Source organism: Blastococcus sp. KM273129 (assembly GCF_021698995.1).
In the GTDB taxonomy this organism is placed as follows: Bacteria; Actinomycetota; Actinomycetes; order Mycobacteriales; family Geodermatophilaceae; genus Blastococcus.
On sequence record NZ_SSXB01000060.1, the window covers coordinates 1 to 24,476 of the forward strand.

Genomic DNA, 24,476 nt, shown 5'->3' on the forward strand with positions numbered 1-24,476 from the left:
GGCGGCACTGCTCCGGGCGGCCCGACCTCGGCACCGGGCACCCCCGCTCCGGGCACACCGGCTCCGGGCACACCGGCTCCCGGCGGCCAGCCGGCCACGCCGGCCCCCGCGCCCGGCACGACGCCCCCCGGCGCCCCCGCACCGGGCACGCCCACCCCGGGCGGCACCGACCCCGGCACGGCGCCCGCGCCGTCCCCGGCCACCCCGGCGCCCGCGCCGTCTCCCGGCGGCACTGCTCCGGGCGGCCCGGGTGAGGGCACCACGACGCCGACCCCCGGGACCCCGGGGACGACCGCACCGGGCGGCACCGAACCCGACACCGCGCCGTCGCCGTCGCGGACGACGACCTACCCGGAGGTGGGCGCGTTCCGCATCACCTCGCTGAGCCCGAACCTGGTCGACTCCGCGGGCGGGACGCTGGTGACGATCACCGGCCTGTCGCTGCCGAGCACGCCGACGGTCCGCATCGGCTCGTCGGCCACCGCCACGGTGGTGCACAGCAGCGCCACGAGCCTCAGCGTCCGGGTCCCGGCGCGTGCGGCGGGGACCTACGACGTCTCCGTCCTCGCCCGGGACGGCCGGTCCACGGTGCTCGCCGGCGCGCTCACCTACGCCGACGCCACGGCTGACGACCCCTCCGGCAGCACGCCCGGCGGGACGGCGCCGGCACCGGGCACGCCGGCACCGGGAACCCCGGCACCAGGAACGCCCAGCAACCCGGCACCGGGCACCCCCGGCGTCGGCACCGGACCGGACGCCGCTCCGGCGGTGCGCACCGGCCCCCACGGCGAGCGGCTGGTCCGCTCCGACCGGTTCGCCGCGCTGGGCGGCATCTGGTCGGTGGGCTGCGCCTCCTCGTGCACCGGCGTCGCCCTCTGACGCCCGCCGCGCCGCGCCGGCGCCCCTGAGCCACCGCGCCCCGTCCGACTTCCCCATGCGGACGGGGCGCGGTGCAGTTCCGGACGACCCGCCGGGACGGGACCTTCGGCCCGTACGCATCTCCCCCGGTCTGCCGATGTAGAGCACGAGATCGGACGAATCCCAGGGAGACCCCTCACGTGCTCGACACCCGACCGGCGGCACCGGCCCCGCGCGGCAGCCGTGCCGCCGTCCGCCCCACCGGGCGCGAACGGCCCTTCGCCGCCGACGAGCTGATCGTGTCGAAGACCGATCTGCGCGGCATCATCACCTACGCCAACGACGTCTTCCTGCGGGTGAGCGACTACGGGCTCGACGACGTGCTGGGTCAGCCGCACAACCTCATCCGGCACCCGGAGATGCCCCGCGCGGTCTTCAAGCTGCTGTGGGACACGCTCGGCGCCCGCCAGGAGGTCTTCGCCTACATCAACAACCTCGCGGCGGACGGTGGCCACTACTGGGTGCTGGCGCACGTCACGCCGTCCTACGACGCGAGCGGCACCGTGGTCGGCTACCACTCCAACCGCCGCCGGCCCGCCCGGGGCGCCGTCCAGCGGGTGCTGCCCCTCTACCAGCGGCTGCTCGCCGAGGAGCGCCGCCACCCGAACGCGCGCAGCGCGGTCGCCGCCTCCTCCGCCCTGCTCGACGAGGTCCTCGCCGAGCAGGGGCAGGGCTACGAGGAGTTCATCTGGTCGATCATCAACCGCGAGGAGAGCTGACATGGGCCTGCGCACCGCGCGCGGCGAGGGCGCACGGCGGTCCGACGCCGCGGAGCTCGCTCTCCACCGCGCCTTCGTCCGCCAGCTGACGGCGGCCTGCGAGGCCGCCGCCCGCGGTGACCTCGAGGCCCGCAGCCGGATCGACCCGGCCGCCGAGGAGGTGCCCGAGCTGGTCGCCCTGCACCACGCGCTCAACCGGGCGCTCGACGTCTCCGACGCCTTCGTGCGCGAGTCGTCGGCCGCGCTGAGCTCGGCGGCCGACGGGCGGTTCCACCGGCGGCTGCTGACCACGGGCCTGCTGGGTTCCTTCCGCCGCACCGCCGTCGACATCAACGACGCCCGCGCCGCGATGCAGGAGACCGCCGGGCGGGTCACCGACGCGCAGAGCAGCCGGTTGCGGCTGGCCGACGACTTCGAGTCCGTGGTCCTGTCGATGTCCGAGCAGGTGGCGACGGCGGCGACCGAGCTCAGCGCCTCGGCGTCCGGCCTGACCCAGGCCGCGTCGGCGGCCAGCGCCGAGGTCGGCACCGCCCGCGACACCATCGGCTCGCTCACCCGCTCGTCGGCCGAGATCAAGGAGATCATCGCGCTGATCGACTCGGTGGCCGCGCAGACCCGCCTCCTGGCGCTCAACGCCACCATCGAGGCGGCCCGCGCGGGCGAGGCGGGCAAGGGGTTCGCCGTCGTGGCCTCCGAGGTCAAGGACCTCGCCGACCAGACCGGCCGCGCGACCGAGCGGGTCACCGCGCAGGTGGAGCAGATCCGGCAGGCGTCGGAGGACGTCGCGGCCGTGATGAGCAGCGTGAGCTCGACCGTCGACGAGATGAACGGGCTGGTCGACGGCATCGCCGCCGCGGTGGACGGCTCGGCGTCGCTCAACACCGGCCACGACGACGTCACCGGGCTCTCCCGGATGGCCGAGGAACTGCGCTCGGAGGCCACCGGCTTCCTGGCCGAGATGCGGCGCTGAGGGAGGGCGGCTGTCGCGGCGGCGGGGCGACCAGGTAGTCTCGGCGCCGTTCGCGGGTGTAGTTCAATGGTAGAACATCAGCTTCCCAAGCTGACAGTGCGAGTTCGATTCTCGTCACCCGCTCCACCCGAGGCCCCGGTCGCTGCGACCGGGGCCTCGACGCATCCCCGCCCCGGTACGGCCCCGTCCCGGACGGAACCGGGCCCTTGGTCCCTGGGGAACGTGCAGTTCGTGCCCCACGATGGCCGCAGCGCTTCCCCCGGGGGGGCCGCGCTCCTACGGTCAGGCCGTGCCCCCGCCCGACCGCCGGTCCTCCCGGTGAGCGACGACGCCGCGGCGCTGACCGCCGCCGTCCTGGCCGCGGCCTCGGGCGGGCAGCTCGAGGCGACCCTCCACGAGATCGTGGCGGTCGCCGTGCGGCACGTCGACGCCCGCTACGGCGCCCTGGGCGTGCTCACCCCCGACGGGAGCGCGCTGGACCGGTTCGTCACCGTGGGCATGGACGCCGACGACCACCGGCGCATCGGCCGGCCGCCCGCGGGCGACGGCATCCTGGGCCTGCTCGTCCAGGACCCGACGCCGCTGCGGCTGGGCGACCTGAGCACCCACCCCGCCTCGGTCGGCGTGCCCCCGGGGCACCCCCCGATGCGGTCCTTCCTCGGCGTGCCGGTGCGCGCCCGCGACTCCGCCTTCGGCCACCTGTACCTCACCGAGAAGCGCACCGGCGGCGAGTTCACCCCCGCCGACCTGGAGATCACCCGGGCCATGGCGGCGGTGGCGGGGCTGGCCATCGAGAACGCCCGCCTGCTCGAGCACGCGGAGCAGCGCCGGGCGTGGTCGCAGGCCGGCACGGACCTGGCGACCGCCCTGCTGTCGGGCCGGACGACCGGTGAGGTGCTGCGCGACGCGGCCGGCCGCGTCGCCGAGCTCGCCGGCGCCGACGCCGTCGGCATCCTCGTCCCGGTGCCCGGCGACGAGGGCACGCTGATCATCAGCGCCGCCGTCGGCCCGGAGGCTGCCGACTCGGAGGGCGTGCGCATCCCGCTCACCGGCACCCGCCTGGGGGAGGCGCACCGCTCCGGCACGCCCGTGCTGGTCGAGGACGTCGCCAGCACGCAGCCCGGCGCGACGCACGCCCCGGTGATCGGCGAGTTCACCGACCGGTACGGCCCCGCCCTCTACCTGCCGCTCGGCGGCCCGTCCCCGCCGACCACCCTGGTCGCGCTGCGCGTGCGCACCCGGCCCCCGTTCGACCCGGCGGTGCTGGAACCGGCCTCCGCCTTCGTCACCCACGCCACCGTCGCCATGCGCCTGGTCCGCAGCCAGCTGCGCGAGCGGCGGCTGCAGGTGCAGGCCGACCGCGACCGCATCGCCCGCGACCTGCACGACCACGTGGTGCAGCGGATCTTCGCCACCGCCCTGGCGCTGGACCGGCTGGGCCGCTCGCTGGGGGAGACCGCCCCCGACGTCGCCGGCCGGATCGCCGGGCACGTCGACGAGCTCGACGGGACGATCGCCCGCATCCGGGCGTCCATCTTCGAGCTGCACGGCGCGCAGGACTCCTCGTCGGACGCCGTCCGGCGACGGCTGGCCGAGGTCGTGCGGTCGGTGATCGACGGGCACGGGCTGCGCCCCGACCTGCGGGTGCGGAGCGAGGTCGAGGACCTGCCGCCGGACCTGGCCGGCGACGTGGTGGCCGTGGTCCGCGAGCTGGTCACCAACGTGCTGCGGCACGCCGGCGCCACCCGCGTGACGGTGAGTGTGGCCCTGGGCGACGAGGTGCGCGTCGTCGTCACCGACGACGGCGGTGGGTTGCCGGCGGTCACCGTGCGCAGCGGCCTGGCCAACCTCGCCGACCGCGCCGAGCGCCGGGGCGGCCGGCTGGAGATCTCCACCGGGACCTCGGGGACCGAGATCCGGTGGACCGTGCCGCTGCCGGGCTGACCGGCGTCAGCGGCGCCCGTCGCGCAGCTCGGTGGCGAGGATCGCGGCCTGGGTGCGGCGCTCGAGCCCCAGCTTGGCCAGCAGGTGGCTGGTGTAGTTCTTCACCGTCTTCTCGGCCAGCCCCATCCGCTCGCCGATCTGGCGGTTGGTCAGCCCCTCCCCGATGAGCGCCAGGACGGTGCGCTCCTGGTCGGTGAGCACCGCGAGCCGGTCACCCGACCGCGGTCGCGGCGGCGGCCCGATCTCGGGGAGGGTGCCGCCCGCCGCCACGGTGCGCACCGCCTGCACCAGCGCCGAGCCGCGCACCTGCTTGAGCACGAACCCCGCCGCGCCGGCCCGGACGGCCTCGTCGCGGGCCGCCCGGTCGGCGTAGCTGGTGAGCACCAGGCAGCGCAGGCCCGGGAGACGGGCGGTCAGGTCGCGGCAGAGGGAGGCGCCGTCCCCGTCGGGGAGCCGCATGTCCAGGACGGCGACGTGCGGGCGGACGGCGGGGGCGCGGGCCAGCGCCTCGGCGCAGGAGCCGGCCTCCCCCACCACGGAGACGGCCGGGTCCTCCTCGAGGACGTCGGCCACCCCGCGGCGCACCACCTCGTGGTCGTCGACCAGGAACACCCGCACGGTCGGCGGTGGCGCTGCCATGGGCGGCCTCCTCCCGCGATCCCTCGGGAGGGCAGCCTAGGGCGCGGCGGGCCCCCGCGCCCAGGGTCAGGCCGGGAGCAGCAGCGCGGCGTAGAGGGTCAGCCCCGGCCCGAACGCCATGGCCACGACCGGGCCGTCGACGTCGGCGAGCTCCTGCAGCACCAGCAGCACCGTCGCCGACGAGCAGTTGCCGTGCTCGGCCAGCACCCGGCGGGAGGCCCCGACCTGCTCCTCGCGCAGCCCCAGCTCGTCGCGGACGACGTCGATGATGCGCGGGCCGCCCGGGTGCACGGCCCAGCCGGCGACGTCCTCGGGGCGCAGCCCGGCCCCGGCGAGCAGCTCGTCGACGACGTCGCCCACGTGCCGCGACAGCACGTCGGGCACCCGCGGGGAGAGCCCCATGCGGAAGCCGAGGTCGGTGACGTCCCAGGTCATGTGGTCGGCGGTGGAGGCGTCGGTGCGCGCCACCACCCCCGCCAGCCGGCGGCCGCGCCCCGCGCCGGGCTCGACGACCACGGCCGCGGCGGCGTCGGAGAAGAGCGCGTGCGCCACCACCTGCTCGAGGTCGGCCTGGGCCGGTTGCACGTGCAGGCTGGTCAGCTCGCAGCAGAGCAGCACCGCGGGCCGGGACCGCGCGGTGACGAAGTCGCCGACGGCCGCGAGCCCCGGGATGGCCGCGTAGCAGCCCATGTGCCCCACGAGCAGCCGCTGCAGCCCCGCGGGCATGCCGAGGTCGCTGGCCAGCCGGATGTCCAGACCCGGCGTCGCGTAGCCGGTGCAGGTGGCGACGGCGAACAGCCCGACGTCGCCGGGGGCCAGCCCGGCGGAGTCCAGGGCGCCGGCCACCGCCTGCTTGCCGAGCGGCAGCGCCTCCTGGATGTACCGGGCCATCCGTGCGCCGGTGCCCCAGCCGCTGAGGTCCTCGTCCATGGGGTTGGCCACCGCGTGCCGGCGGTCGACCCCCGCGCCGAGGAAGATCCTTCGGGCGGCGCGCACGCCCTCGTAGTGGGTGGCGAAGAACCCGTCCCAGGCGGCTTCCTGCTCCAGGGTGGTGGGCAGTGCGGCGCCGGCCCCGGTGAGGACGGCGGCGGTCACGACCGCGGCCCCACGGCCGCCCTGCTCGGGATCATGCCGCCGACGGTACGTGCGCGGCCCCGGCGTCGCCCGGTCACCGTTTGCGCCCGTAACCGGCGAAGACGACGGCCGTGGACCGGATCGGTCTCATCCGCACCGAGTCGCGGCGGCCCAGCCGCCAGGCGACGGCGTCGCGAAGCGACGGGCGCAGCCCGACCAGGCGCAGCTCCAGGCCCAGCCGGTCGGCGGCGGCGAGCAACCGGGCGCGGTCGACGAAGAGGGCCGGGTCGTGGATCCCCGGCGGCGGGCCGCCGGGCAGCCGCTCGGCCACGGTGACCATGAGGAACCGGCCGATGCGGGTGGCGGCCAGCGCGTCGACGACCAGGACGCCGCCCGGCCGGAGCAGGCGGGCGCACTCGGCGAGCACCGCGACGTCGTCCTCGACGTGCTCGAGGATCTCGCCGGCGACGACGACGTCCGCGCAGCCGTCGGCCAGCGGGACGGCGAGCACCGAGCCGCGCACCGGCAGGACGCCGTGGGCCCGCGCCGTCCGCAGCCCCTCGAACCCGAGATCCACCCCGACGTGCCGGTACCCGAGCCGTGCCGCGTGCGGGGCCATCAGCCCCCCGCCGCAGGCGAGGTCGACCAGCAGGGCGCTGCCGCTCGCCGGCGGGATGTGCTCGGCGCGCGAGGCGGCGAGCCAGTGCAGGGCGGCGAACCCGCCCGCGGGCTGCCACCACTGGTCGGCGAGGTCGTCGTACTGGGCGGGGTCGTTGCGCGGCAGGGCGGTCTCTCGCACGGGGGCCTATCCCTCCTTGAGCGGGTCGTGCCCCCAGTTCATCAGGCTGTAGCGCCACCGGGAGGTCTCGACGTCCTCCTGGGACGGCCGCTGGGCGAGGTGGCGGGCCACGTAGCCGTGCACCTTGCGCATGTGTGCGAGGTCGTCGTCGTCGAGGTCGCCCTTCTTCGTGCGCAGCAGCTCGACGATCCGCCGCCCCGACGCGTGACCGGTGGACTCGCCGTCGCCGTCCTTCTGCCCGACCGACCGCGATTCCTCGGTCGCCAGCCACTGCTCGAGTTCGCCCGCGGTCATGTTGACCGCCTCGCCGAACTCCCGCCGGGTGGTGTCGGGGTCGTCGCTCGCCATGCTTCCTCCGCTCGGTCGGTCGCCTCCCCGGTACCGCCGCGCCGGCCGGCGGAAACGGGGCGTCTGGTACTGCTGGTACCCCTGTCCCGTCCCCGGAGGTCCCCGTGTCCGTCACCGTCGTCGGCAGCCTGAACGAGGACGTCCTCGTCTCCGTCGACCGGCTGCCCGGCCGGGGGGAGACCGTCGTGGCCCGCGACTCCGCGCTCGCCCCGGGCGGGAAGGGTGCCAACCAGGCCGCCGCGGCCGGCGTCCTGGGGGGCGGCGTGCACATGGTGGGCCGGGTGGGCGACGACCCGGCCGGTGACCGGCAGCTGGCGGCGCTGGCCTCCTCCCGCGTCAACGTCAGCCGGGTGCTGCGCACCACCGGCGCCCCCACCGGGACCGCGACCATCCCCGTGGAGGCGGGCAGCGGCGAGAACCTGATCGTCGTCGTGCCCGGCGCCAACGCCGAGCTGGCGCCGGAGGACGTCGACGTCCCGTCGGTGCGGTCCGCGCGGGTGGTGCTCCTGCAGCTGGAGGTGCCGCTGCCGGCGGTGGAGGCGGCGGCCCGGGCCGCGACCGGCACCGTCGTGCTGACGCCGGCGCCGCCCGCCGCGCTGCCGGCCGCCCTGCTCGAGCGGGTCGACGTGCTGGTCCCGAACGAGCACGAACTGGTGCTGCTGGCGGGGGCCGACCCCGGGGAGCGCTCACCCGGCGAGCTCGTGCAGCTCGCCCGCCGGGTGACGGCGGGCGCCGTCGTCGTCACGCTGGGCGCGCGCGGCGCCCTGGTCGTCCCCGCGGGCGGGCCGGCCCTGCTGCAGGCGCCGCCGCCGGTGACCGCCGTCGACACCACCGGGGCGGGCGACTGCTTCTGCGGTGCGCTGGGGCAGGCGCTGGCCACCGACGCCGACCTGCCCACCGCCGTCCGGCAGGCCGTCGCGGCCGCGGCGTCGTCGACCACCGGCGCCGGAGCGCGCGGTGCGCTGCCCGACGAGGAGACCCTGCGCGACCTGCTCCCACGGGTGCCGCTGGCCACGCCGGTGGGCTGACCGCCGGTTTCCGCGCCGCCGGACCGGGCACAGGCTCCCCGACCCACGGAGGAGGAACCCGCGATGAGCGAATCCCACCGCACGCCCCGCAGCGCCGAGCGCGCCGAGGGGGACCCGGCCGGCGAGCAGCCCGGCAGCGGCCGCACGCCGCACCCGGAGGAACCGGCCGAGGGCGGCACCGACACCGCCGGCGGTGGCGCCGACACCCCGGACACCTGACCGGGCACCCGGCCGCGGTGACCGACGTCTCACCCCCTGGTCGGCGCGCGCCGGTTTCCCGCCGTCACCGCCCGGGCACGCCTCGGCCCATGGCTGACGAACTGCAGCACGCCCGGGACACCCACGAGCCGAGCGACGAGGCGCGGGGCGACTCCTCGTCCGACGCCGCGGCGCGGGCCGTCGCCCGGCTGCTGGCCAACCCCCGGCGCACCCGCCGGGCCTGACCCCGCGGCGTCGCCGTCACGCAGCGTCGCCACACCGTCACCTCCTTCCCCCGGCGCCCCGCGGAGCCCTGGGGCCTCTCGTCACCCACAGCGAGCAGGGTCGGCGTGCCGCGAACTGCTCCGTCACGACCTGGTGCACGATCGCTGGCGTGACCGCCGCCATGCCCCTGTCCACCGCAGACGACGCCACGGCGCCGGTTCGCCGCAGCCGCGCCGAGCGGCAAGCGATCGTGCTGGACACCGCCGAGCGGCTCTTCGCCGGGCGCAGCTCGCGCAGCGTGGGCATGGACGAGCTGGTCCGGGAGACCGGCCTGGGCAAGATGACGGTCTACCGGCTGTTCAAGAGCAAGGACGACCTGGTCGGCGCGTACCTCAGCCGCAAGGCGGCCACCGTGCTCGCGTTCATCGACGCCGAGCTCGAGCGGCTCAAGGGCGACCCGCGGGCGGCGCTGCTGTCGGTCGTCGACGCCGTCGAGCGCGACGTCACCCGCACCGGGTTCCGCGGCTGCCCGTTCACCAACGTGAGCAGCGAGTACGACGACCCGCAGCACCCCGCCCGCAGCGCCGCGGCCGACTACAAGTTCGAGCTGCACGCCCGCCTGGAGCGGCTCGCCGACGAGATCGTGCCGGGGAACGGCGAGGACCTCGCCGCGCAGGTCCACCTGATCATCGACGGCATGTACCTGTCGGGCGGGCTGCTGGGCCCCGACGGCCCCGCCGCCCACGGCCGGCAGCTGGCCGAGCGGCTCATCGAGATCGCGGTCGCCCGCGCCTGACCGCAGGATGGGCCGGTGACCGACGACCGCACCCGCCCCGACCTCGACGACCGGACCGTGGAGGCGCTCGGCAAGCTGTCCGAGGCCCTGGAGACCGTCGACCAGGCCCGGGGCTTCCTGTACGCCTTCCACCAGCTGACCGGCAAGGCCGACCGTCTCCTGCAGGAGTCCGTCGAGCTCTTCCGGGCCGCCGGTGCCGCCCGGCTCGCCGACGACCTCGACCGGGACCTGGTGGGGCGCAACGTCATCGCCGACCGGTGGACCTTCCAGATCGTCGAGGACTTCGACGAGAACTACTGGGGCACCTTCCGCGACTACGACGCCCGGGCCCGGGACGAGCTCGCGGGCGGCGACCGGCACGTGTTCGAGGCCCGCATGAAGCAGCGGGAGCGCACCGACGGCCACCCGGCGCACCAGGCCGGCCCGGCGCTGGCCGACTGACGGCGAGGATCCCCGACATCGGCGATCTCGGGCCGAAGCGCTCCCCGACGGCCCGAGAGCGCCGATGTCGCACCGAGCCGGGGGAGGGGCCGCTGGCCTCCCCGTTTCCCCGCCCGCGACGGCGGGAAGATCACTGCGCATGACCATGCCGGACGAGAACAACGCTGGATCCGACCGCGAGGCCCAGCCGCTCGGCGCGCAGAAGGCGCCCGGCGAGGACCGCGACTCCCTGGGCGCCACCGAAGGCCCGGCCGACGGCATCGCCGGCCCGGCCTACCCGCCCGCCGACACCGAACCGGACGCCCGGTGACCGGCCCCGGACGGGACCCCGCCGGCGCGCAGCGCGACCCGCTGAGCGTCGGCCTGGGCTCCCCGACCTCCGGCGACCCCGCCACCGAGCCGGGCGGCACGGCCGAGCGGCCGCCCCAGCAGCCGGCCCCAGCCCGGGAACGGCACACCGGGCGCGCCATCGGCCGCTCGCTGGCGCTGGCCCTGCTGATCTTCGTCACCGTCGTGCTCGTGCTCTTCGTGGTCTTCAACGGCCAGTCGGTGCAGATCAGCCTCGTCTTCACCGACGTGGAGGGCCCGCTCGTCGTCGCCCTGCTGGTCGCGGCGGCGCTGGGCGGCCTGCTGGTGTGGCTGGCCGGTGCGGTGACGCGCGCTCGGCGCCGCAAGCGCTGACCCCTCCGGGTCAGGCGCCCGGTTCCCGGGTGTCCGCGGCCGGGGTGCTTGCCGTTGCTACCCGCGAGTAATAGCGTTTGTTACTCGCGAGTAGCAACAGGCCGCACGCCGGCACGGAGCACGGGAGCCCAGAGCGCCATGACGCACTACACCGCCAACCTGCGGGACCTCGAGTTCAACCTGTTCGAGTTCCTCGACACCAAGGACCGCCTCGGCACCGGGCCGTTCGCCCAGATGGACGCCGAGACCGCGCGTGGTGTGCTGGCCGAGATCCGCAAGCTGGCGGAGGGGCCGATCGCCGCCTCCTTCGCCGACGCCGACCGCAACCCGCCGGTGTTCGACCCGGCGACCCACTCGGTGACCCTGCCGGAGTCCTTCAAGAGGTCGGTGCAGGCGCTCACCGACGGCGAGTGGTGGCGGCTGGACCTCTCCGAGGAGCTCGGCGGCTTCGGCGCCCCCGCGGCGCTGACCTGGGCCGCCTACGAGATGGTGCTCGGCGCCAACCCCGCCGTCTTCATGTACGGCTCGGGCCCCGGCTTCGCCCAGACGCTGTTCGACCTCGGCACGGAGGAGCAGAAGAAGCTCGCCCGGCTGATGATCGAGAAGGGCTGGGGCGCCACCATGGTGCTCACCGAGCCCGACGCCGGCTCGGACGTGGGCGCCGGCCGGACGAAGGCCGTGCAGCAGGCCGACGGCTCCTGGCACATCACCGGCGTGAAGCGCTTCATCACCTCCGCCGAGCACGACCTGAGCGACAACATCATCCACCTCGTCCTGGCCCGCCCCGAGGGCGCGAAGGCGGGCACCAAGGGGCTGTCGCTGTTCGTCGTCCCCAAGTTCCACGTGGACCTCGAGACCGGGGAGCTGGGCGAGCGCAACGGCGCCTACGTCACCAACGTCGAGAAGAAGATGGGCCTGAAGGTCTCCACGACCTGCGAGGTCACCTTCGGCGACGGCCCCGTCCCCGCCCAGGGGTGGCTGGTCGGCGAGGTGCACGACGGCATCGCGCAGATGTTCAAGATCATCGAGTACGCCCGGATGTTCGTCGGCACCAAGGCGATCGCCACCCTCTCGGCCGGCTACCAGGTGGCGCTGGACTACGCGAAGAACCGCGTCCAGGGCGCCGACCTGACGGCGACGTCGAAGGACGCCCCGCGCGTTCCCATCACCCACCACCCCGACGTCCGCCGCTCGCTGATGCTGCAGAAGTCCTACGCCGAGGGCATGCGCGCCCTGTACCTGTACGCCGCGAGCTTCCGCGACCAGGTCACCGAGGCGCAGGCCGCCGGCACCGCCGACAGCGAGGAGGCGCGGCTCGCCGAGCGGGTCAACGACCTGCTGCTGCCGATCGTGAAGGGCTTCGGCTCCGAGCGGGCCACCCAGCTGCTCACGAGCGAGTCGCTGCAGACCCTCGGCGGCTCGGGCTACCTGCAGGACTACCCGATCGAGCAGTACATCCGGGACTCCAAGATCGACACCCTCTACGAGGGCACGACGGCGATCCAGGGCCAGGACTTCTTCTTCCGGAAGATCGTCAAGGACGGCGGCGTGGCGCTGACCTGGCTGGCCGGCCAGATCCAGGCCACGATCGACGCCGAGGCCGGCAACGGGCGGCTCAAGGAGGAGCGGGCGCTGCTGGCGACCGCGCTCGCCGACGTGCAGGGCATGCTGACGGCGATGTTCGGCCAGCTCACCGCGGCGCAGGAGGACATGACCAGCCTCTACAAGGTCGGGCAGAACACCTCCCGCCTCCTGCTCGCCGCCGGCGACCTGATCACCGCCTGGCTGCTGGTCCGCCAGTCCGAGGTCGCCCTGGCCGCGCTGTCGGGCGAGGTCGGCGAGAAGGACCGCCACTTCTACGAGGGCAAGCTCGCGGCCACCCGCTTCTTCGCCACCCAGGTGCTGCCGAGGCTGGCCGGCGAGCGGGCGATCGTCGAGGCCACCGACAACGCCCTGATGGCGGTCGACGAGGCCGCCTTCTGACGTCGTCCTCCGGACGGCACCGCCACCAGGTGCCGTCCCCCTGACGCACCGGGTCCTCGCGCCGAGGCCGTCTCCCCCACCGGGAGGCGGCCTCGGTCGTTTGGGGCAGACGACGACGGGCATGGGCGAGAGGACAGCCGACGGACAGGAGGCCGGCATGACCGATCCGCAGGGCAGCGACCGCATCCAGCAGGACGTACCGACCGCGTCGGGCACGGGGGCCAACAGCGACCTCGCCTCCTCCTTCGACGACGTGCCGCTGACCGCCGAGGAAGGCGTCGAGCGGGACGCCGCCCAGGGGGACGACCTGCCCGCCCGCGCGGACGGCGACGTCGCGCGCGCCACCCGGGCCGGCGCCTCCGGTGAGGTCGCGGGCCCGACCGGGCGATCGGGGGACGACGGCCGATGAGCGAGTCGCAGCCGACGGGGTACCGCGAGTCCCCCGACACCACCGGCGACGCCGCCGCCCCGACGGACGCCGACGACGTCACGCTCACCACGGACGACGAGGCCCAGCAGGACGACTCGGTCACCCGCCCCGGCAACGAGGCCGACTGAGGGGGACGACCACCGCCTCCGGCCGACAGCCGGTCGGCGCCGGGCATCACGGCCCCCGTCCCCGGAGGGGCTCCTACCCTGAGCGGGTGCAGCCGCCCATCGACCAGCCGCCGGTCCTGACGGCCGACGAGTGGCAGGCCCGGACCGCTGCCCACGAGGAGCGGGTGGACCGGTGGGCGGCCCCCCACCGCGAGCGCCGCCTCCGCGGGGAGACCCACCCGGTCCTGGACTTCCTCTTCACCTACTACTCCGAGACCCCGGGCCGGCTGCGTCGCTGGCACCCCGGTGCGGGCGTCGCCCTCGCGGCCCCCGCGCCGCACGAGGGCCGGCGCTGGTACGTCCGCGACGGTGCGGCCGTGCGGCTCGACACCCGGGCCTTCCTGGCCGACCGCGGCGGGACCGTGCGCTTCGTCCACCGCCTGCTGGAGGCGACGGCGTCCCGCCCGGCGTTCACGGGGTGCTTCGGCCTGCACGAGTGGGCGATGGTCTACCGCGACACCGGCACCCGGCACCCCGTCCCCCTGCGCCTGGGCCGGGCGGGGACCGACGCCGTCGTCGAGGCGCACCCCGTGCGGTGCAGCCACTACGACGCCTTCCGGTTCTTCACCCCGGCCGCCGCGCCGCGGAACCGGCTCCAGCCCACCCGCGAGGACCAGCTCCGGCTGGAGCAACCGGGCTGCCTCCACGCGGGGATGGACCTCTACAAGTGGGCCTACAAGCTGAGCCCCGCCACCCCGGGCGAGCTGGTCGCCGACTGCTTCGAGCTGGCCGTGGAGATCCGGGAGCTGGACATGCGGGCCTCGCCGTACGACCTGCGCGACCACGGGTACGAGCCGGTCGCCGTCGAGACGCCGGAGGGCAAGGCCGCGTACGCGGCCGCGCAGCGGGGGTTCACCGCCCGGGGCGCGGAGCTGCGGCGACGGCTCATCGCGGTGTGCTCGGCGCTCCTCGCCGACGTCCCGGGCGACGCCGTACCGTCGCAGCCGTGACCTCTCCGCACGCCCACCGCTGGATCCGGCTCGACGGCACCACGAACATGCGTGACCTGGGCGGGCTGCCCACCAGCGACGGCGGGCGGACGGCGAGCGGCCGCATCCTGCGCAGCGACAACCTGCAGACGCTCACCGACGCCGACGTCCGGCGGTTGGTCGGTGAGCTCGGGCTGCGCCAGGTGGTCGACCTGCGCACCACGGCGGAGATCCTGCTCGAGGGGCGCGGTCCGCTGCGCGCCGTCCCCGAGGTGACCCACCGGCACTTCACCCTGCTGCCCGAGCGGGGCCACCACACCGACGTCTTCGCGGTGGAGGACGAGGACCCGCAGCTGGACCTCGGGGCCGGCTGGGCCGAGTCGCTGCTGCCCCGCCAGGTCGCGGCGCACGACGAGGGCGAGCCGCCCGCCGTGCGCTCGTACCTCGGGTACCTCGGCCAGCGCTCGGAGAACGTCGTCGGGGCGCTGCGGGCGCTCACCCGGGCCCCGGGCGGGGCGTCGGTGGTGCACTGCGCCGCAGGGAAGGACCGCACCGGCGTGGTCTGCGCGCTGGCGCTCGCGGTCGCCGGCGTGCCGCACGAGGAGATCGTCGCCGACTACGCGCTGACCGCCGAGATCATCGACGCGCTGGTGGCGAAGCTGGCCGCCTCCCCCACGTACGCCGAGGACATGGTCACCCGGGACGTCGCCAGCCACACCCCGCGGGCCGAGACGATGGAACGGCTGCTGGCCCTGCTCGACGAGCGGTTCGACGGCCCGACGGGCTGGCTGCACGCGCACGGCTTCGGCGCCGACGAGCAGGGGGCGCTGCGCGCGCGGCTGCGGGGGTGAGGGGTCAGCGGGCGGCGGGCGCCGGCCCGGCCCGCCGCTGCTTCTCGCGGTACATCGCCGCGTCCGCCTGGCGGAGCAGCGCGTCCGCGTCCCGCCCGCCGTCCGCACCGAGCACGGCGACGCCGACGCTGGTGCCCACCCGCACCGGGGTGCCCTCCAGGCGGAACGGCTCGTCGAAGCAGGCCCTGATCCGGTCGGCGACCGCCCGCGCGTCGCCGTCCCCGGCGAGGTCGGGGAGCACGACGGCGAACTCGTCGCCGCTGAGCCGGCCCACCGTGTCCTCCGGGCGCACGGCGGCGCGCAGCCGCGCCGACACCTGGCGCAGGAGCTCGTCGCCGGCAGCGTGACCGAGCGAGTCGTTGACGGCCTTGAAGCCGTCCAGGTCGCAGAAGAGCACGCCGAGACCGCCGCCGGCTCCCGCGCCGGCAAGCGCAGTCTCCAGCCGCTCGGCGAACAGCACCCGGTTGGGCAGGCCGGTCAGGGCGTCGTGCGTGGCCTGGTGCCGGACGGTGTCCAGCAGCCGGGCCTTCTGGAGCGCCGTGGCCGCCTGGTCGGCGACACCGCACAGCCGCGCCAGCACGTCCCCGCCGGGCTCAGCGGGCGCCGCGGCAGCCGGCCAGCCGGCCGTCGCCACCCCGAGGAACGCCGAGCCGGCGAGCAGGGGGACGGCGACCACCCGCGCGCTACCCACACCGCGCAGGAGGGCGCGGAGCGGAGGGCTGGACGTCGCGGCGTCGAGGACGAGCGGGTCCCGGTCGGTCAGCAGCCCCATCAGCTCCGGGATGTCCTCGGGGCGCAGCGCGGCCGAGCGCATGACCGCCGCCTGCTCGTCGGACAAGCCGGCGGTCGCGGACGTCCGCAGCAGCCCGGCACCGGCGTCCCACAGCAGGAGGCTGGCCCGGGAGCAGCCGACGACCCGCAGCAGCGCGGCGGTGACCAGTTCGGCGACCTCGGCGGGGTCGGCCGCGCCGGCGAGCTCGTGCGAGAGCTCCAGCAGGGCCCCGGCCCGGTCGGCCTCGGTGCGGGCGGCCTCCAGGGCGGTGATCAGGTCGATCGCCGCGGCGGCGTGCCCGGCGTAAGCGGCCAGCATGGCCTGCTCGTCGGCCATCTCGCCGTCGGCGGAGGGGTAGATCGCGGCCAGCCTGCCGTGCCGGCGACGTGCGGAGGCGACGTCGACCACCACGGCGGTGCGGCCCAGGTCGTCGCCGGCCAGGATGCGCTCGGCCAGGCCGGGCAGCCGGGCCGCGGGGATGCCGGCGCCGTGGACCAGCGGCGGACCGCCGTCCGGAGCGGTGACCACGAGCAGGTGTGCCGGGGCGAGCACCGCCTCTCCCGCTCGGGTCACGATGCGGCGCAGGACCGTGTCCAGCTCCTCGCCGGCGACGAGGTCGGCGGCGGCCGACTGGAGGGTGCGCAACTGCCCCCGCAGCGCCGCGCGCTCGGGATCGGCCCCGCCGGCGTCCGGTCGCCGGCGGCGCAGGAGCGAGCGACGCTCCCAGGTCAGGCGGTAGACGCAGGTGCGGGTCCCGTCGACGCAGCACTCGGCACGCGCCAGGACGCCTCGGGGCAGACCGAAGATCACCGGCACCATCACCGCCAGGCCCCGCGCGTACGCGCAGTCCAGCGGCGAGTGTGCGTAGCCGTCGGCCAGGTGCAGGGCGACGGTCGCCGACGTCGCGGTGGTCTCGAGGACCTCCATGCGGGAGACGGTGGTGAACTTGGCTGCCGCGCGCGGCAGCTGGCGGAACACCTGCCGGGGGGTGCCGAGCGCGCGCAGGACGAGGAGGAGGGAGTGCCCGAGGCCGCTGCGCAGGGCGGCCGTGCCCACGTGGAACATCGTCCCGGGGTCGCCCAGGACCTCGGTCGCCGCCTCGAAGAGCCGGATCCGGGTGTCGTAGCTCCACCAGCGGGCCTGGTCCGCCGCCTGGTCGGCGACGTCGCCCAGGCCGGCCCGGGCGAGCACCGCGGCGACGGCCTCGTCCCCACCGTGCCGGCGGACGTAGGCGAGCAGCCCGACCACGGTGATGCCCGGGGTCTCCCGCGGCTCGTCCGGTGGCGCGGCGGTCGCGCCACCGCTGCCGGGTTCTCCTGTGCCCACGGGTCGGTGATCGGCGCGCCCGGGCCTTGCTTGAGCGGAACCGACCGGTTCGGGTGAGGCGGTCGCAGGTCGGGGGCCTGCTCCGGAACGCACGCGACCCCGGTCCCTGAAGGGAGACCGGGGTCGGTTCTACGGGCCGCGCGGGGCGCGGCCGGGGCTCAGCGGCCGAGGAAGTGGTTGCCGTTCGCCATCGTCAGGAGCTCGTCCCGCATCGCCGGGCTGCTGGTGCGGGCCAGCGCCCTGTCCAGGGCCCGCCGGGTACGCGCCACCTGCCGACGCCGCCGCCAGCTGGCCGTCACGCTGCTCATCGCTTACTGCCTCTTTCGTCGGAGTGTCTCGCCTGCAGCCGTAGTAACGCAGGCATCTATGACTCTAATCCGTCGAAACGTCGGCCGTTATGAGAAGTCACCGAAGGTTCGTCACCCCACCGGGTGAGAGTCGTCACGTCCCGGCGAGGGCCTCCTGCGCGGCCGTGCGGGCCGCCAGCGGCTCGTCGGTCGCCAGCGCCGCCTCGGCAGCACGCCGGCACGCGTCGAGCTCGACGGTGGACAGGCGGGCACCCACACCGGCGACAGCGGACGTGGCGCAGGACAGCGAGGTGATGCCGAGCCCGACGAGGACGCACCCCAGCAGGGGGTCGGCGGCGGCCTCCCCGCAGACGCCCACCGGCTTCCCGGCCCGCCGACCGGCAGCCGCCGTGAGCGCCACCAGTTCGAGGAGCGCCGGCTGCCACGGGTCGGTGAGCTCGGCGAGATCGGCGGAGAGCCGGTCGGCGGCGAGGGCGTACTGGGACAGGTCGTTGGTGCCGATGGACAGGAAGTCCACGTGGGCCAGCAAGCGCTCGGCGTGCAGGACGGCCGAGGGCACCTCGATCATCACGCCGGGCACCAGCCCCCGCCCGCGCACGGCGGCCGCGAAACCGGCGGCCTCCGGCACGGTGGCCACCATCGGCGCCATGACCCAGGGCGTCGAGGCCGTCCGCGCCGCCGCCTCGGCGATCGCGTCGAGCTGGCGCTCGAGCAGCCCCGGGTCGCGGCGGGCCACACGCAGGCCACGGACACCGAGGGCAGGGTTGGCCTCGTCGGGTGGGGTGGCGAAGGCCAGCGGCTTGTCCGATCCCGCGTCGAGCGTCCGGACGACGACCTTCCGGCCCGGGAAGGCCGCCAGGACCTCGGCGTACCCGGTCGCCTGCTCCTCGACCGAGGGCTCCTCCGCGCGGCCCAGGAAGGCCAGCTCCGTGCGGAACAGCCCGACGCCCTCGGCATGTGCACGGGCGGCGGCCCGGGCCCCGGCACCGTCCTGCACGTTCGCCAGCACCTGGACGACGTGCCCGTCCTTCGTGCGCCCGGGACCCCGGTAGGCGGCCAGCGCATCCGCGGCCAGCCGGGCAGCAGCCACGCGCGCCCGCGCCTGCTCCGGTTCAGGGTCCACCGTCACCGTGCCCTGCTCGCCGTCGACGAGCACCGTGGCCCCGGCGGGGACCGCGTCCAACCCGCCGACGCCGACGACGCAGGGCAGGCCCAGCTGGCGGGCGATGATCGCGGTGTGGCTGGTCGTGCCGCCCAGGCGGGTGGCCAGCCCCAGGATCCGCGCCGGGTCCAGGCCCGCGGTGTCGGCCGGCGCGAGGTCGTCGGCGAGCAGGATCGACGGCACGTCCGGCGCGGGGACGCCGGGCTCGCCCTGACCGGTGAGCTCGGCGACGATCCGGTCGCGGACGTCGCGCACGTCCGGCACGCGCTCGGCCATCAGGCCGCCCAGCGCCGCGAACATGTCCATGAACTGCTGCGCGGCCTGCACCGCGGCGACGGCGGCCGGGGCGCCCGCGTCGATCCGCTGCTCCGCCGCCGTGCGCAGCGCCCGGTCGCGCGCGATGCCCGCCGTGGTGCTGAGCACCTCCGCGCTCACCCCGGTCGCCGCCGCGGCGCGCGAGGTGAGCCGCTCGGCCACCGTCTCGGCGGCCGCGCCGTAGCGGGCCTTCTCCGGCTCCCGCTCGGCGACGGGCACCTCGGCGCCGTCGTCGGTGGGCAGGCGGATCACCCCGACGGGCCGCACGACGGGTCCGACGGCAGCGCCCGGGACCACCGGGGTGCCGGTGAGGACGGCAGGACCCGCGGTCGCGGGCCGGGAGACGGTGCTGGACATGGGGACCTCGCTGGGCGCGGCACGGGAGGGCGGGTGGCGTGATCAGCGTCACGAATTCCTGTTGACTTGTCAACGGATCGGACGTAAAACAACACAAGCACAACACCGAATCCACAGATTCGAACACCACCGCCGACCGTCCCGGAGGGCCCGTGCTCTATCCCGAGGAACGCCAGCAGGCGATCGCGGCGCTGGTGACCGACCGCGGCCGGCTGGCCGTCGCCGCCCTGGCCGAGGAGTTCGGCGTCACGACGGAGACCGTCCGTCGCGACCTCGCCGTCCTGGAGCGGGCCGGCATGCTGCGCCGGGTGCACGGCGGAGCCGTGCCGGCCGGCGCCCTCACCCTGGTCGAGCCGGGCCTGGGCGAACGGCACCGCACGCACGGCGAGGAGAAGCGCGCGATCGCCGCAGCGGCCCTGGCACTCCTGCCCGGCCCGGAGGGCAGCATCGTCCTGGACGGCGGGACGACGACGGCCGCCCTCGCCGAGCTCCTGCCCGCCGACCGCCGGCTGCTCGCCGTCACCTCCTCGGTCCCCATCGCCTCCCGGCTCTCCGGGACCGGCGGCGTCACGCTGCACGTGCTGGGCGGCCGCGTCCGCGGTGTCACCCAGTGCGCGGTGGGCGAGACGACCGTCCGCGCGCTCGCCGAGCTGCGCGTCGACGTGGCCTTCCTCGGCGCCAACGGCATCACCCCCGACCACGGCTTCACCACGCCGGACGACGCGGAGGCGGCGGTGAAGCGGGCCATGGTGCGGGCCGGGCAGCGGGTGGTGGTCCTCGCCGACAGCAGCAAGCTGGGCCGCGAGCACCTGGTGCGGTATGCCGCGATCGAGGACGTCGACGTCCTGGTCACCGACGGCAAGGCCGATCCCGGGGTGGTGGCCGAGCTGGAGAAGGCCGGCGTCGAGGTGGTGCTCGCGTGACCGGCCCGAGGAGGTCCGGCCGCGTCGTCACCCTGACGGCCAACCCCAGCCTGGACCGGACGCTGGAGCTGCCCGGCCCGCTCGTCCAGGGCGGCATCGTGCGACTGGCCGGCACCAGCACCGAACCGGGGGGCAAGGGCGTCAACGTGGCCCGCGCCATCGCCGCGGCGGGCGGCGACGTGGTGTCGATCCTCCCGGCGGCGGCGTCGGACCCGATCGTGACGGCGCTGCGCGGCCTCGGCCTCGAGCTGGCCACGGTTCCCGTCCGGGCCCCGGTGCGGACCAACTACACCCTGGTCGACCCCGCCGGCACCACCACGAAGCTGAACGAGCCGGGCGCCCCGCTCACCGAGACGTCGCGGGGCGCGCTCAGCGGTGTCCTGCACGGGCACGCCGCCGCAGCGGAGTGGGTCGTCCTCTCCGGCTCCCTGCCGCCGTCGACACCGGCCGACTGGTACGCCGACCTGGTCCGTTCGCTCCGGGACACCGGGGCACGCATCGCCGTGGACACCAGCGAGGCGCCGCTGGTCGCGCTGCTGGCCGCGGGACCCGACGCCGCCCCCGACCTCCTGAAGCCGAACGCCGAGGAGCTGGCCCAGCTCGCCGCTCTCACCGAGGACGACGTGCTCCACGACCCGGCCGCGATGCTCGCCGCGGTGCGCTCGCTGCACGATCGCGGCGTCGCCGAGGTGCTGCTCACGCTCGGCGCGGACGGCGCGCTCCTCTCCACGGCCGACGGCGAGCTCTGGTCGGCCCGTCCGCCGCGGGTGACCGTCCGCAGCACGGTCGGCGCGGGCGACTGCAGCCTCGCCGGGCACCTCCTCGCCTCCCTCGCCGGCGAGCCGCCGGCCGAGCGGCTGCGCAACGCCGTCGCCTACGGAGCGGCCAGTGCGTCGCTCCCCGGATCCGCCGTCCCCACCCCGGCCCAGGTGGACGGTCCAGCAGTACGGGTCACCGCCGGGCTCCCCGGCAGCACGAACCCCATCGCCCCGAACCCCGTCCCGGCCGCCGGCCGGGACGCCCTCTGACCCCTCCGGGAGGGGACCCATGCCCGCACTGATCACCCCCGGCCTGGTCGCGCTCGACGCCGATCTCGGGACGGACAAGGCCGCCGTCGTCCGCCGGCTCGCCGAACTGGTCGCCGCCGCCGGCCGGGCCACCGACGCCGACGCCCTGCGGGGCGACGTCCTGGCCCGTGAGGCGCAGGCGGCGACCGGCCTGCCCGGGGGCATCGCGATCCCGCACTGCCGCTCCGAGGCGGTGACCGAGCCGTCGCTCGCCTTCGCCCGCCTCTCCCCGGCGGTGGACTTCGGCGCCCCCGACGGCCCTGCCGACCTCGCCTTCCTCATCGCGGCCCCCGCCCACGGCGATGCCGACCACCTCACCCTCCTGACCGCGCTGGCTCGCGCCCTCGTGCGGCCGGAGTTCGTCGCCTCGCTGCGGTCGGCGACCTCGGACGCGGAGATCGTCGCGCTGGTCGAGGAGGTCGTCTCCCCGGCGCCCGCGACCGCACCGGCCGGGGCGACCGCCGGCTCGGCGGCGACCGCCCCGGCCGCGGTGCCCTCCGGGGGGCCGCCGCCGGAGCCCGCCGCCCGCGCGAGCGTCGTGGTGGTCAGCGCCTGCCCCACGGGCATCGCGCACACCTACATGGCCGCCGACAAGCTGGCCGCCGCCGGAGAGGCCGCCGGGGTCGACGTCCACGTCGAGACGCAGGGCTCCTCGGGGTCCACCCCGCTCGACCCGGCCGTCATCCGCGCCGCCGACGCCGTCATCTTCGCCGTCGACGTCGGGGTGCGGGACCAGGACCGGTTCGCCGGCAAGCCGCTCGTGCAGAGCGGCACGAAGCGGGCCATCAACGAACCCGACGCCATGATCCGCGAGGCGCTGGCCGCCGCGCACGACCCGAGCGCGCGCCGCGTGCCCGGCAGCGCTTCGGGCGCCGCGGCCCCGTCCGGCGGCGGGGGGCGACCGGGAACGGCCACCGAGATCCGCCGCTGGCTGCTCACCGGCGTCAGCTACATGATCCCGTTCGTCGCGGCGGGCGGCCTGCTCATCGCGCTGGGTTTCGCGCTCGGCGGCTACCAGATCGTCAGCGGCAACCCCGACGCCGACGGCCAGAGCTACGCGCTGAGCTGGGTGCTGAACAACTCGCTGCTCGACCTCCCGGTCGGCGACAGCACCGAGGAGCTCCGCTTCGGGATCCTCGGCTACCTGGGTGCGGTCTGCACGGTCCTCGGCCAGGCGGCGTTCGCCTTCCTCGTCCCGGCCCTGGCCGGCTACATCGCCTACGCCATCGCCGACCGGCCGGGCATCGCCCCCGGCTTCGTCGTCGGGGCGGTGTCCCTGACCGTGGGCGCCGGCTTCCTCGGCGGCCTGGTGGGCGGCATCCTCGCCGGCCTGGTGGCCCTGTGGATCAGCCGCTGGAAGCTGCCCTCCGGCGTGCGCGGGCTGCAGCCCGTCGTGATCATCCCGCTGCTGGCGACGCTGATCTCCAGCGGGATCATGGTGATGCTGCTGGGCCGCCCGCTGGCGGCGGCGCTCGAGGGCCTGGGGAACTGGCTCAACGGCCTCAGCGGGTCCTCGGCCATCCTGCTCGGGATCATCCTCGGCCTGATGATGTGCTTCGACCTGGGCGGCCCGGTCAACAAGGCGGCGTACCTCTTCGCCACCGCCGGGCTGGCCTCGCAGACCAGCGGCTCGTTCACGATCATGGCGACCGTGATGGCCGCCGGGATGGTGCCGCCGCTGGCCATGGCGCTCAGCACCGCGGTCCGCTCGCGGCTCTACACCGCCGCGGAGCGCGAGAACGGCAAGGCGGCCTGGCTGCTCGGTCTCTCGTTCATCTCCGAGGGCGCCATCCCCTTCGCCGCGGCCGACCCGGTCCGCGTGATCCCGTCGATGATGCTCGGCGGCGCGACCACCGGCGCTCTCGTGGCCGTCCTGGACATCGAAGCCCGGGCGCCGCACGGCGGGGTGTTCGTCTTCTTCGCGATCAGCAACTTCCTGCTGTGGCTGCTGGCCATCGCGATCGGCGCCGTCGTGGGTGGCCTCGCGGTCACCGTCGCGAAGAGCGTCGGGCGCAGCGATGCCGACGACGCCCCGGAGGACGCCGTCGACCTGGCGCACGCGCACAGCCCGACGCCCGTGCCGGCGCGCGCCGGCACGACCTGACCGCCACGCTGCGACCACCCCCCGCACGACAGCGAGAAAGAGGACACATGCCCAGTCAGACCGTGACCGTCGGCTCCCGGGTGGGGCTGCACGCCCGCCCGGCCGCACTGATCGCCGAGGCCGTCGGGCAGGCCGGGGTGCCCGTCACCCTGGCCACCCCGGGCGGCAACCCGGTGGACGCCGGATCGCCGTTGATGATCATGACTCTCGGCGCGAAACAGGGCTCGGAGGTCGTCGTCTCCAGCGAGGACCAGGCAGCTGTCACCCGCATCGCCGACCTGGTGGCCCAGGACCTCGACGCGGAGTGAGCCGAGAGACACCGACGGCGCCCGCCCCCGTGGGGTGGGCGCCGTCGTGGTCCGGGATCAGCTGGGGCGCTGCACGTCACCGCGCCAGGCACCGGTCTCGTTGCCCCGGCTCTCGATGAACTCCTTGAACTTCTTCGCGTCGGCCTTGACCTGACGGTCGTCGAAGCCGAGCGCTGCGCCGGCCTTCTCGACCAGGCCCTCGGGCTCCCAGTCGATCTGGATCATCACGCGGGTCTTCGCGTCGTCCAGGCGGTGGAACGTCACCACACCGGCGTGCTTGGCCTCACCGCTGGTGCTGGTCCAGGCCACCCGCTCCTCGGGGTGCTGCTCGGTGATCTCGGCGTCGAACTCGCGCTTGACGCCGTCGATGTTGGTGACCCAGTGGGTGTGGGTGTCGTCGATCTGCGTGATCTTCTCGACCCCGCCCATGAACTGCGGGAACGTCTCGAACTGCGTCCACTGGTCGTAGGCGACGCGGATCGGGACGTCGACGTCGACGGACTCCTGCACGCTGGCCACGTTCTCAGCTCCTCGTGTCGCTTGATCGGTCGTGCCCCACCTACCCGACCGGCGCCCGGCCGACACGTGGGAACGCCAGGACGCTCCTATGCCGGGTCAAGCCGCTGCGGGTGGTGATTCGAGGCGTCGGTAGAGCTCGCGGGCGATGTAGCGCTTGAGGCAGCGCTTGATCTCC

29 protein-coding genes and 1 tRNA gene are annotated in these 24,476 nt (G+C 75.6%); 22 read left to right on the forward strand and 8 right to left on the reverse strand.

Annotated elements, in window-relative coordinates; translation table 11 throughout:
- The 6 genes from E9565_RS15745 to E9565_RS15770 form a co-directional block, all read left to right on the forward strand.
- On the forward strand, positions 1-254 hold a 254-nt coding region (locus E9565_RS15745; protein WP_236835817.1), incomplete at its 5' end, for a hypothetical protein.
- 103 nt (positions 255-357) lie between these two features.
- Positions 358-879 carry an IPT/TIG domain-containing protein gene (locus E9565_RS15750; protein WP_236835819.1) on the forward strand — a complete coding sequence of 174 codons (522 nt, stop codon included), beginning with the start codon at positions 358-360 and terminating at the stop codon, positions 877-879.
- 179 nt (positions 880-1,058) lie between these two features.
- Complete coding sequence (locus tag E9565_RS15755; protein ID WP_236827946.1) at positions 1,059-1,637, forward strand: PAS domain-containing protein; 579 nt, start codon at positions 1,059-1,061, stop codon at positions 1,635-1,637.
- A gap of 1 nt (position 1,638) precedes the next feature.
- The gene (locus E9565_RS15760; RefSeq protein ID WP_236827947.1) at positions 1,639-2,607 is read left to right on the forward strand and encodes a methyl-accepting chemotaxis protein; all 969 of its coding nucleotides are present in this window, start codon (positions 1,639-1,641) and stop codon (positions 2,605-2,607) included.
- A gap of 52 nt (positions 2,608-2,659) precedes the next feature.
- Positions 2,660-2,733 (forward strand) — tRNA-Gly (locus E9565_RS15765).
- Between the two features lie 192 nt (positions 2,734-2,925).
- A complete protein-coding gene (locus tag E9565_RS15770; protein ID WP_236835821.1) occupies positions 2,926-4,551 on the forward strand; it encodes a GAF domain-containing protein in 1,626 nt (541 codons plus the stop codon).
- 6 nt (positions 4,552-4,557) lie between these two features.
- Here the strand turns inward: E9565_RS15770 and E9565_RS15775 are convergent, their stop codons facing one another.
- The 4 genes from E9565_RS15775 to E9565_RS15790 all read right to left on the reverse strand — a co-directional run bounded on the left by E9565_RS15775 (position 4,558) and on the right by E9565_RS15790 (position 7,411).
- Positions 4,558-5,190, reverse strand: coding sequence for a response regulator transcription factor (locus E9565_RS15775; RefSeq protein WP_236835823.1), 633 nt, complete (start codon positions 5,188-5,190; stop codon positions 4,558-4,560).
- A gap of 66 nt (positions 5,191-5,256) precedes the next feature.
- Positions 5,257-6,285 (reverse strand): type III polyketide synthase, encoded by a 1,029-nt coding sequence (locus E9565_RS15780; RefSeq protein WP_236835825.1) that lies wholly within the window; start codon positions 6,283-6,285, stop codon positions 5,257-5,259.
- Between the two features lie 73 nt (positions 6,286-6,358).
- Positions 6,359-7,063, reverse strand: a complete 705-nt coding sequence (locus E9565_RS15785; protein ID WP_236827951.1) for a methyltransferase domain-containing protein — start codon at positions 7,061-7,063, stop codon at positions 6,359-6,361.
- Positions 7,064-7,069: 6 nt separating this feature from the next.
- Entirely contained in the window at positions 7,070-7,411 is a 342-nt protein-coding gene (locus tag E9565_RS15790) for a DUF3140 domain-containing protein (RefSeq protein ID WP_236827952.1), read from the reverse strand.
- A gap of 104 nt (positions 7,412-7,515) precedes the next feature.
- Here E9565_RS15790 and E9565_RS15795 point away from each other — a divergent pair, with 104 nt between their 5' ends.
- The 12 genes from E9565_RS15795 (at position 7,516) to E9565_RS15845 (ending at position 15,140) form a co-directional block, all read left to right on the forward strand.
- Positions 7,516-8,439, forward strand: a complete 924-nt coding sequence (locus tag E9565_RS15795) for a PfkB family carbohydrate kinase (protein ID WP_236835827.1) — start codon at positions 7,516-7,518, stop codon at positions 8,437-8,439.
- Between the two features lie 63 nt (positions 8,440-8,502).
- Positions 8,503-8,658 (forward strand): hypothetical protein, encoded by a 156-nt coding sequence (locus E9565_RS15800; RefSeq protein ID WP_236827954.1) that lies wholly within the window; start codon positions 8,503-8,505, stop codon positions 8,656-8,658.
- 89 nt (positions 8,659-8,747) lie between these two features.
- Positions 8,748-8,882 (forward strand): hypothetical protein, encoded by a 135-nt coding sequence (locus E9565_RS22655; RefSeq protein ID WP_255716072.1) that lies wholly within the window; start codon positions 8,748-8,750, stop codon positions 8,880-8,882.
- Between the two features lie 149 nt (positions 8,883-9,031).
- Entirely contained in the window at positions 9,032-9,658 is a 627-nt protein-coding gene (locus E9565_RS15805; RefSeq protein WP_236835829.1) for a TetR/AcrR family transcriptional regulator, read from the forward strand.
- 15 nt (positions 9,659-9,673) lie between these two features.
- Positions 9,674-10,099 (forward strand): hypothetical protein, encoded by a 426-nt coding sequence (locus E9565_RS15810; RefSeq protein ID WP_236827956.1) that lies wholly within the window; start codon positions 9,674-9,676, stop codon positions 10,097-10,099.
- Between the two features lie 139 nt (positions 10,100-10,238).
- Complete coding sequence (locus tag E9565_RS15815; protein ID WP_236827957.1) at positions 10,239-10,409, forward strand: hypothetical protein; 171 nt, start codon at positions 10,239-10,241, stop codon at positions 10,407-10,409.
- Positions 10,406-10,780 carry a lipopolysaccharide assembly protein LapA domain-containing protein gene (locus E9565_RS15820; RefSeq protein WP_236835831.1) on the forward strand — a complete coding sequence of 125 codons (375 nt, stop codon included), beginning with the start codon at positions 10,406-10,408 and terminating at the stop codon, positions 10,778-10,780. The genes E9565_RS15815 and E9565_RS15820 overlap by 4 nt, the downstream gene beginning before the upstream one ends.
- 138 nt (positions 10,781-10,918) lie before the next feature.
- On the forward strand, positions 10,919-12,763 hold the full coding sequence (locus E9565_RS15825; RefSeq protein WP_236835833.1) for an acyl-CoA dehydrogenase: 1,845 nt from the start codon (positions 10,919-10,921) through the stop codon (positions 12,761-12,763).
- A gap of 157 nt (positions 12,764-12,920) precedes the next feature.
- Positions 12,921-13,172, forward strand: coding sequence for a hypothetical protein (locus tag E9565_RS15830; RefSeq protein WP_236827960.1), 252 nt, complete (start codon positions 12,921-12,923; stop codon positions 13,170-13,172).
- Positions 13,169-13,321 carry a hypothetical protein gene (locus tag E9565_RS15835; RefSeq protein WP_236827961.1) on the forward strand — a complete coding sequence of 51 codons (153 nt, stop codon included), beginning with the start codon at positions 13,169-13,171 and terminating at the stop codon, positions 13,319-13,321. The genes E9565_RS15830 and E9565_RS15835 overlap by 4 nt, the downstream gene beginning before the upstream one ends.
- Before the next feature lie 86 nt (positions 13,322-13,407).
- A complete protein-coding gene (locus E9565_RS15840) occupies positions 13,408-14,310 on the forward strand; it encodes a 3-methyladenine DNA glycosylase (protein WP_236835835.1) in 903 nt (300 codons plus the stop codon).
- The gene (locus tag E9565_RS15845) at positions 14,307-15,140 is read left to right on the forward strand and encodes a tyrosine-protein phosphatase (RefSeq protein ID WP_236827963.1); all 834 of its coding nucleotides are present in this window, start codon (positions 14,307-14,309) and stop codon (positions 15,138-15,140) included. Before E9565_RS15840 ends, E9565_RS15845 begins: the two co-directional genes overlap by 4 nt.
- A 4-nt stretch (positions 15,141-15,144) precedes the next feature.
- On the opposite strand, the gene E9565_RS15850 is transcribed toward E9565_RS15845, so the two are convergent.
- From E9565_RS15850 to E9565_RS15860, 3 genes are all read right to left on the reverse strand, one after another.
- On the reverse strand, positions 15,145-17,238 hold the full coding sequence (locus E9565_RS15850; RefSeq protein WP_236827964.1) for a sensor domain-containing diguanylate cyclase: 2,094 nt from the start codon (positions 17,236-17,238) through the stop codon (positions 15,145-15,147).
- A 158-nt stretch (positions 17,239-17,396) separates the two neighbouring features.
- Positions 17,397-17,546 carry a hypothetical protein gene (locus E9565_RS15855; RefSeq protein ID WP_236827965.1) on the reverse strand — a complete coding sequence of 50 codons (150 nt, stop codon included), beginning with the start codon at positions 17,544-17,546 and terminating at the stop codon, positions 17,397-17,399.
- A gap of 133 nt (positions 17,547-17,679) precedes the next feature.
- Positions 17,680-19,380, reverse strand: a complete 1,701-nt coding sequence (locus E9565_RS15860; RefSeq protein WP_236835837.1) for a putative PEP-binding protein — start codon at positions 19,378-19,380, stop codon at positions 17,680-17,682.
- Positions 19,381-19,532: 152 nt separating this feature from the next.
- On the opposite strand from E9565_RS15860, the gene E9565_RS15865 reads away from it, so the two are divergent.
- The 4 genes from E9565_RS15865 to E9565_RS15880 are packed head-to-tail and all read left to right on the forward strand — an operon-like array spanning position 19,533 to position 23,782.
- Positions 19,533-20,303 carry a DeoR/GlpR family DNA-binding transcription regulator gene (locus tag E9565_RS15865; RefSeq protein ID WP_236827967.1) on the forward strand — a complete coding sequence of 257 codons (771 nt, stop codon included), beginning with the start codon at positions 19,533-19,535 and terminating at the stop codon, positions 20,301-20,303.
- Positions 20,300-21,331 (forward strand): 1-phosphofructokinase family hexose kinase, encoded by a 1,032-nt coding sequence (locus E9565_RS15870; protein WP_236827968.1) that lies wholly within the window; start codon positions 20,300-20,302, stop codon positions 21,329-21,331. Before E9565_RS15865 ends, E9565_RS15870 begins: the two co-directional genes overlap by 4 nt.
- Before the next feature lie 19 nt (positions 21,332-21,350).
- A complete protein-coding gene (locus tag E9565_RS15875; protein ID WP_236827969.1) occupies positions 21,351-23,474 on the forward strand; it encodes a fructose-specific PTS transporter subunit EIIC in 2,124 nt (707 codons plus the stop codon).
- Between the two features lie 47 nt (positions 23,475-23,521).
- A complete protein-coding gene (locus tag E9565_RS15880; RefSeq protein ID WP_236827970.1) occupies positions 23,522-23,782 on the forward strand; it encodes an HPr family phosphocarrier protein in 261 nt (86 codons plus the stop codon).
- Between the two features lie 57 nt (positions 23,783-23,839).
- Here E9565_RS15880 and E9565_RS15885 read toward each other — a convergent pair whose 3' ends face one another.
- A complete protein-coding gene (locus E9565_RS15885) occupies positions 23,840-24,301 on the reverse strand; it encodes an SRPBCC family protein (protein ID WP_236827971.1) in 462 nt (153 codons plus the stop codon).
- Positions 24,302-24,476 lie beyond the last annotated feature (175 nt).

Excerpts from the sequence above, each read along its gene's own strand:
- E9565_RS15830 (WP_236827960.1), top strand. The coding sequence starts at position 12,921 with ATGACCGATCCGCAGGGCAGCGACCGCATCCAGCAGGACGTACCGACC.
- E9565_RS15875 (WP_236827969.1), top strand. The coding sequence starts at position 21,351 with ATGCCCGCACTGATCACCCCCGGCCTGGTCGCGCTCGACGCCGATCTC.
- E9565_RS15790 (WP_236827952.1), bottom strand. The coding sequence starts at position 7,411 with ATGGCGAGCGACGACCCCGACACCACCCGGCGGGAGTTCGGCGAGGCG.
- E9565_RS15855 (WP_236827965.1), bottom strand. The coding sequence starts at position 17,546 with ATGAGCAGCGTGACGGCCAGCTGGCGGCGGCGTCGGCAGGTGGCGCGT.
- E9565_RS15825 (WP_236835833.1), top strand. The coding sequence starts at position 10,919 with ATGACGCACTACACCGCCAACCTGCGGGACCTCGAGTTCAACCTGTTC.
- E9565_RS15760 (WP_236827947.1), top strand. The coding sequence starts at position 1,639 with ATGGGCCTGCGCACCGCGCGCGGCGAGGGCGCACGGCGGTCCGACGCC.
- E9565_RS15775 (WP_236835823.1), bottom strand. The coding sequence starts at position 5,190 with ATGGCAGCGCCACCGCCGACCGTGCGGGTGTTCCTGGTCGACGACCAC.
- E9565_RS22655 (WP_255716072.1), top strand. The coding sequence starts at position 8,748 with ATGGCTGACGAACTGCAGCACGCCCGGGACACCCACGAGCCGAGCGAC.
- E9565_RS15815 (WP_236827957.1), top strand. The coding sequence starts at position 10,239 with ATGACCATGCCGGACGAGAACAACGCTGGATCCGACCGCGAGGCCCAG.
- E9565_RS15860 (WP_236835837.1), bottom strand. The coding sequence starts at position 19,380 with ATGTCCAGCACCGTCTCCCGGCCCGCGACCGCGGGTCCTGCCGTCCTC.
- E9565_RS15835 (WP_236827961.1), top strand. The coding sequence starts at position 13,169 with ATGAGCGAGTCGCAGCCGACGGGGTACCGCGAGTCCCCCGACACCACC.
- E9565_RS15880 (WP_236827970.1), top strand. The coding sequence starts at position 23,522 with ATGCCCAGTCAGACCGTGACCGTCGGCTCCCGGGTGGGGCTGCACGCC.
- E9565_RS15800 (WP_236827954.1), top strand. The coding sequence starts at position 8,503 with ATGAGCGAATCCCACCGCACGCCCCGCAGCGCCGAGCGCGCCGAGGGG.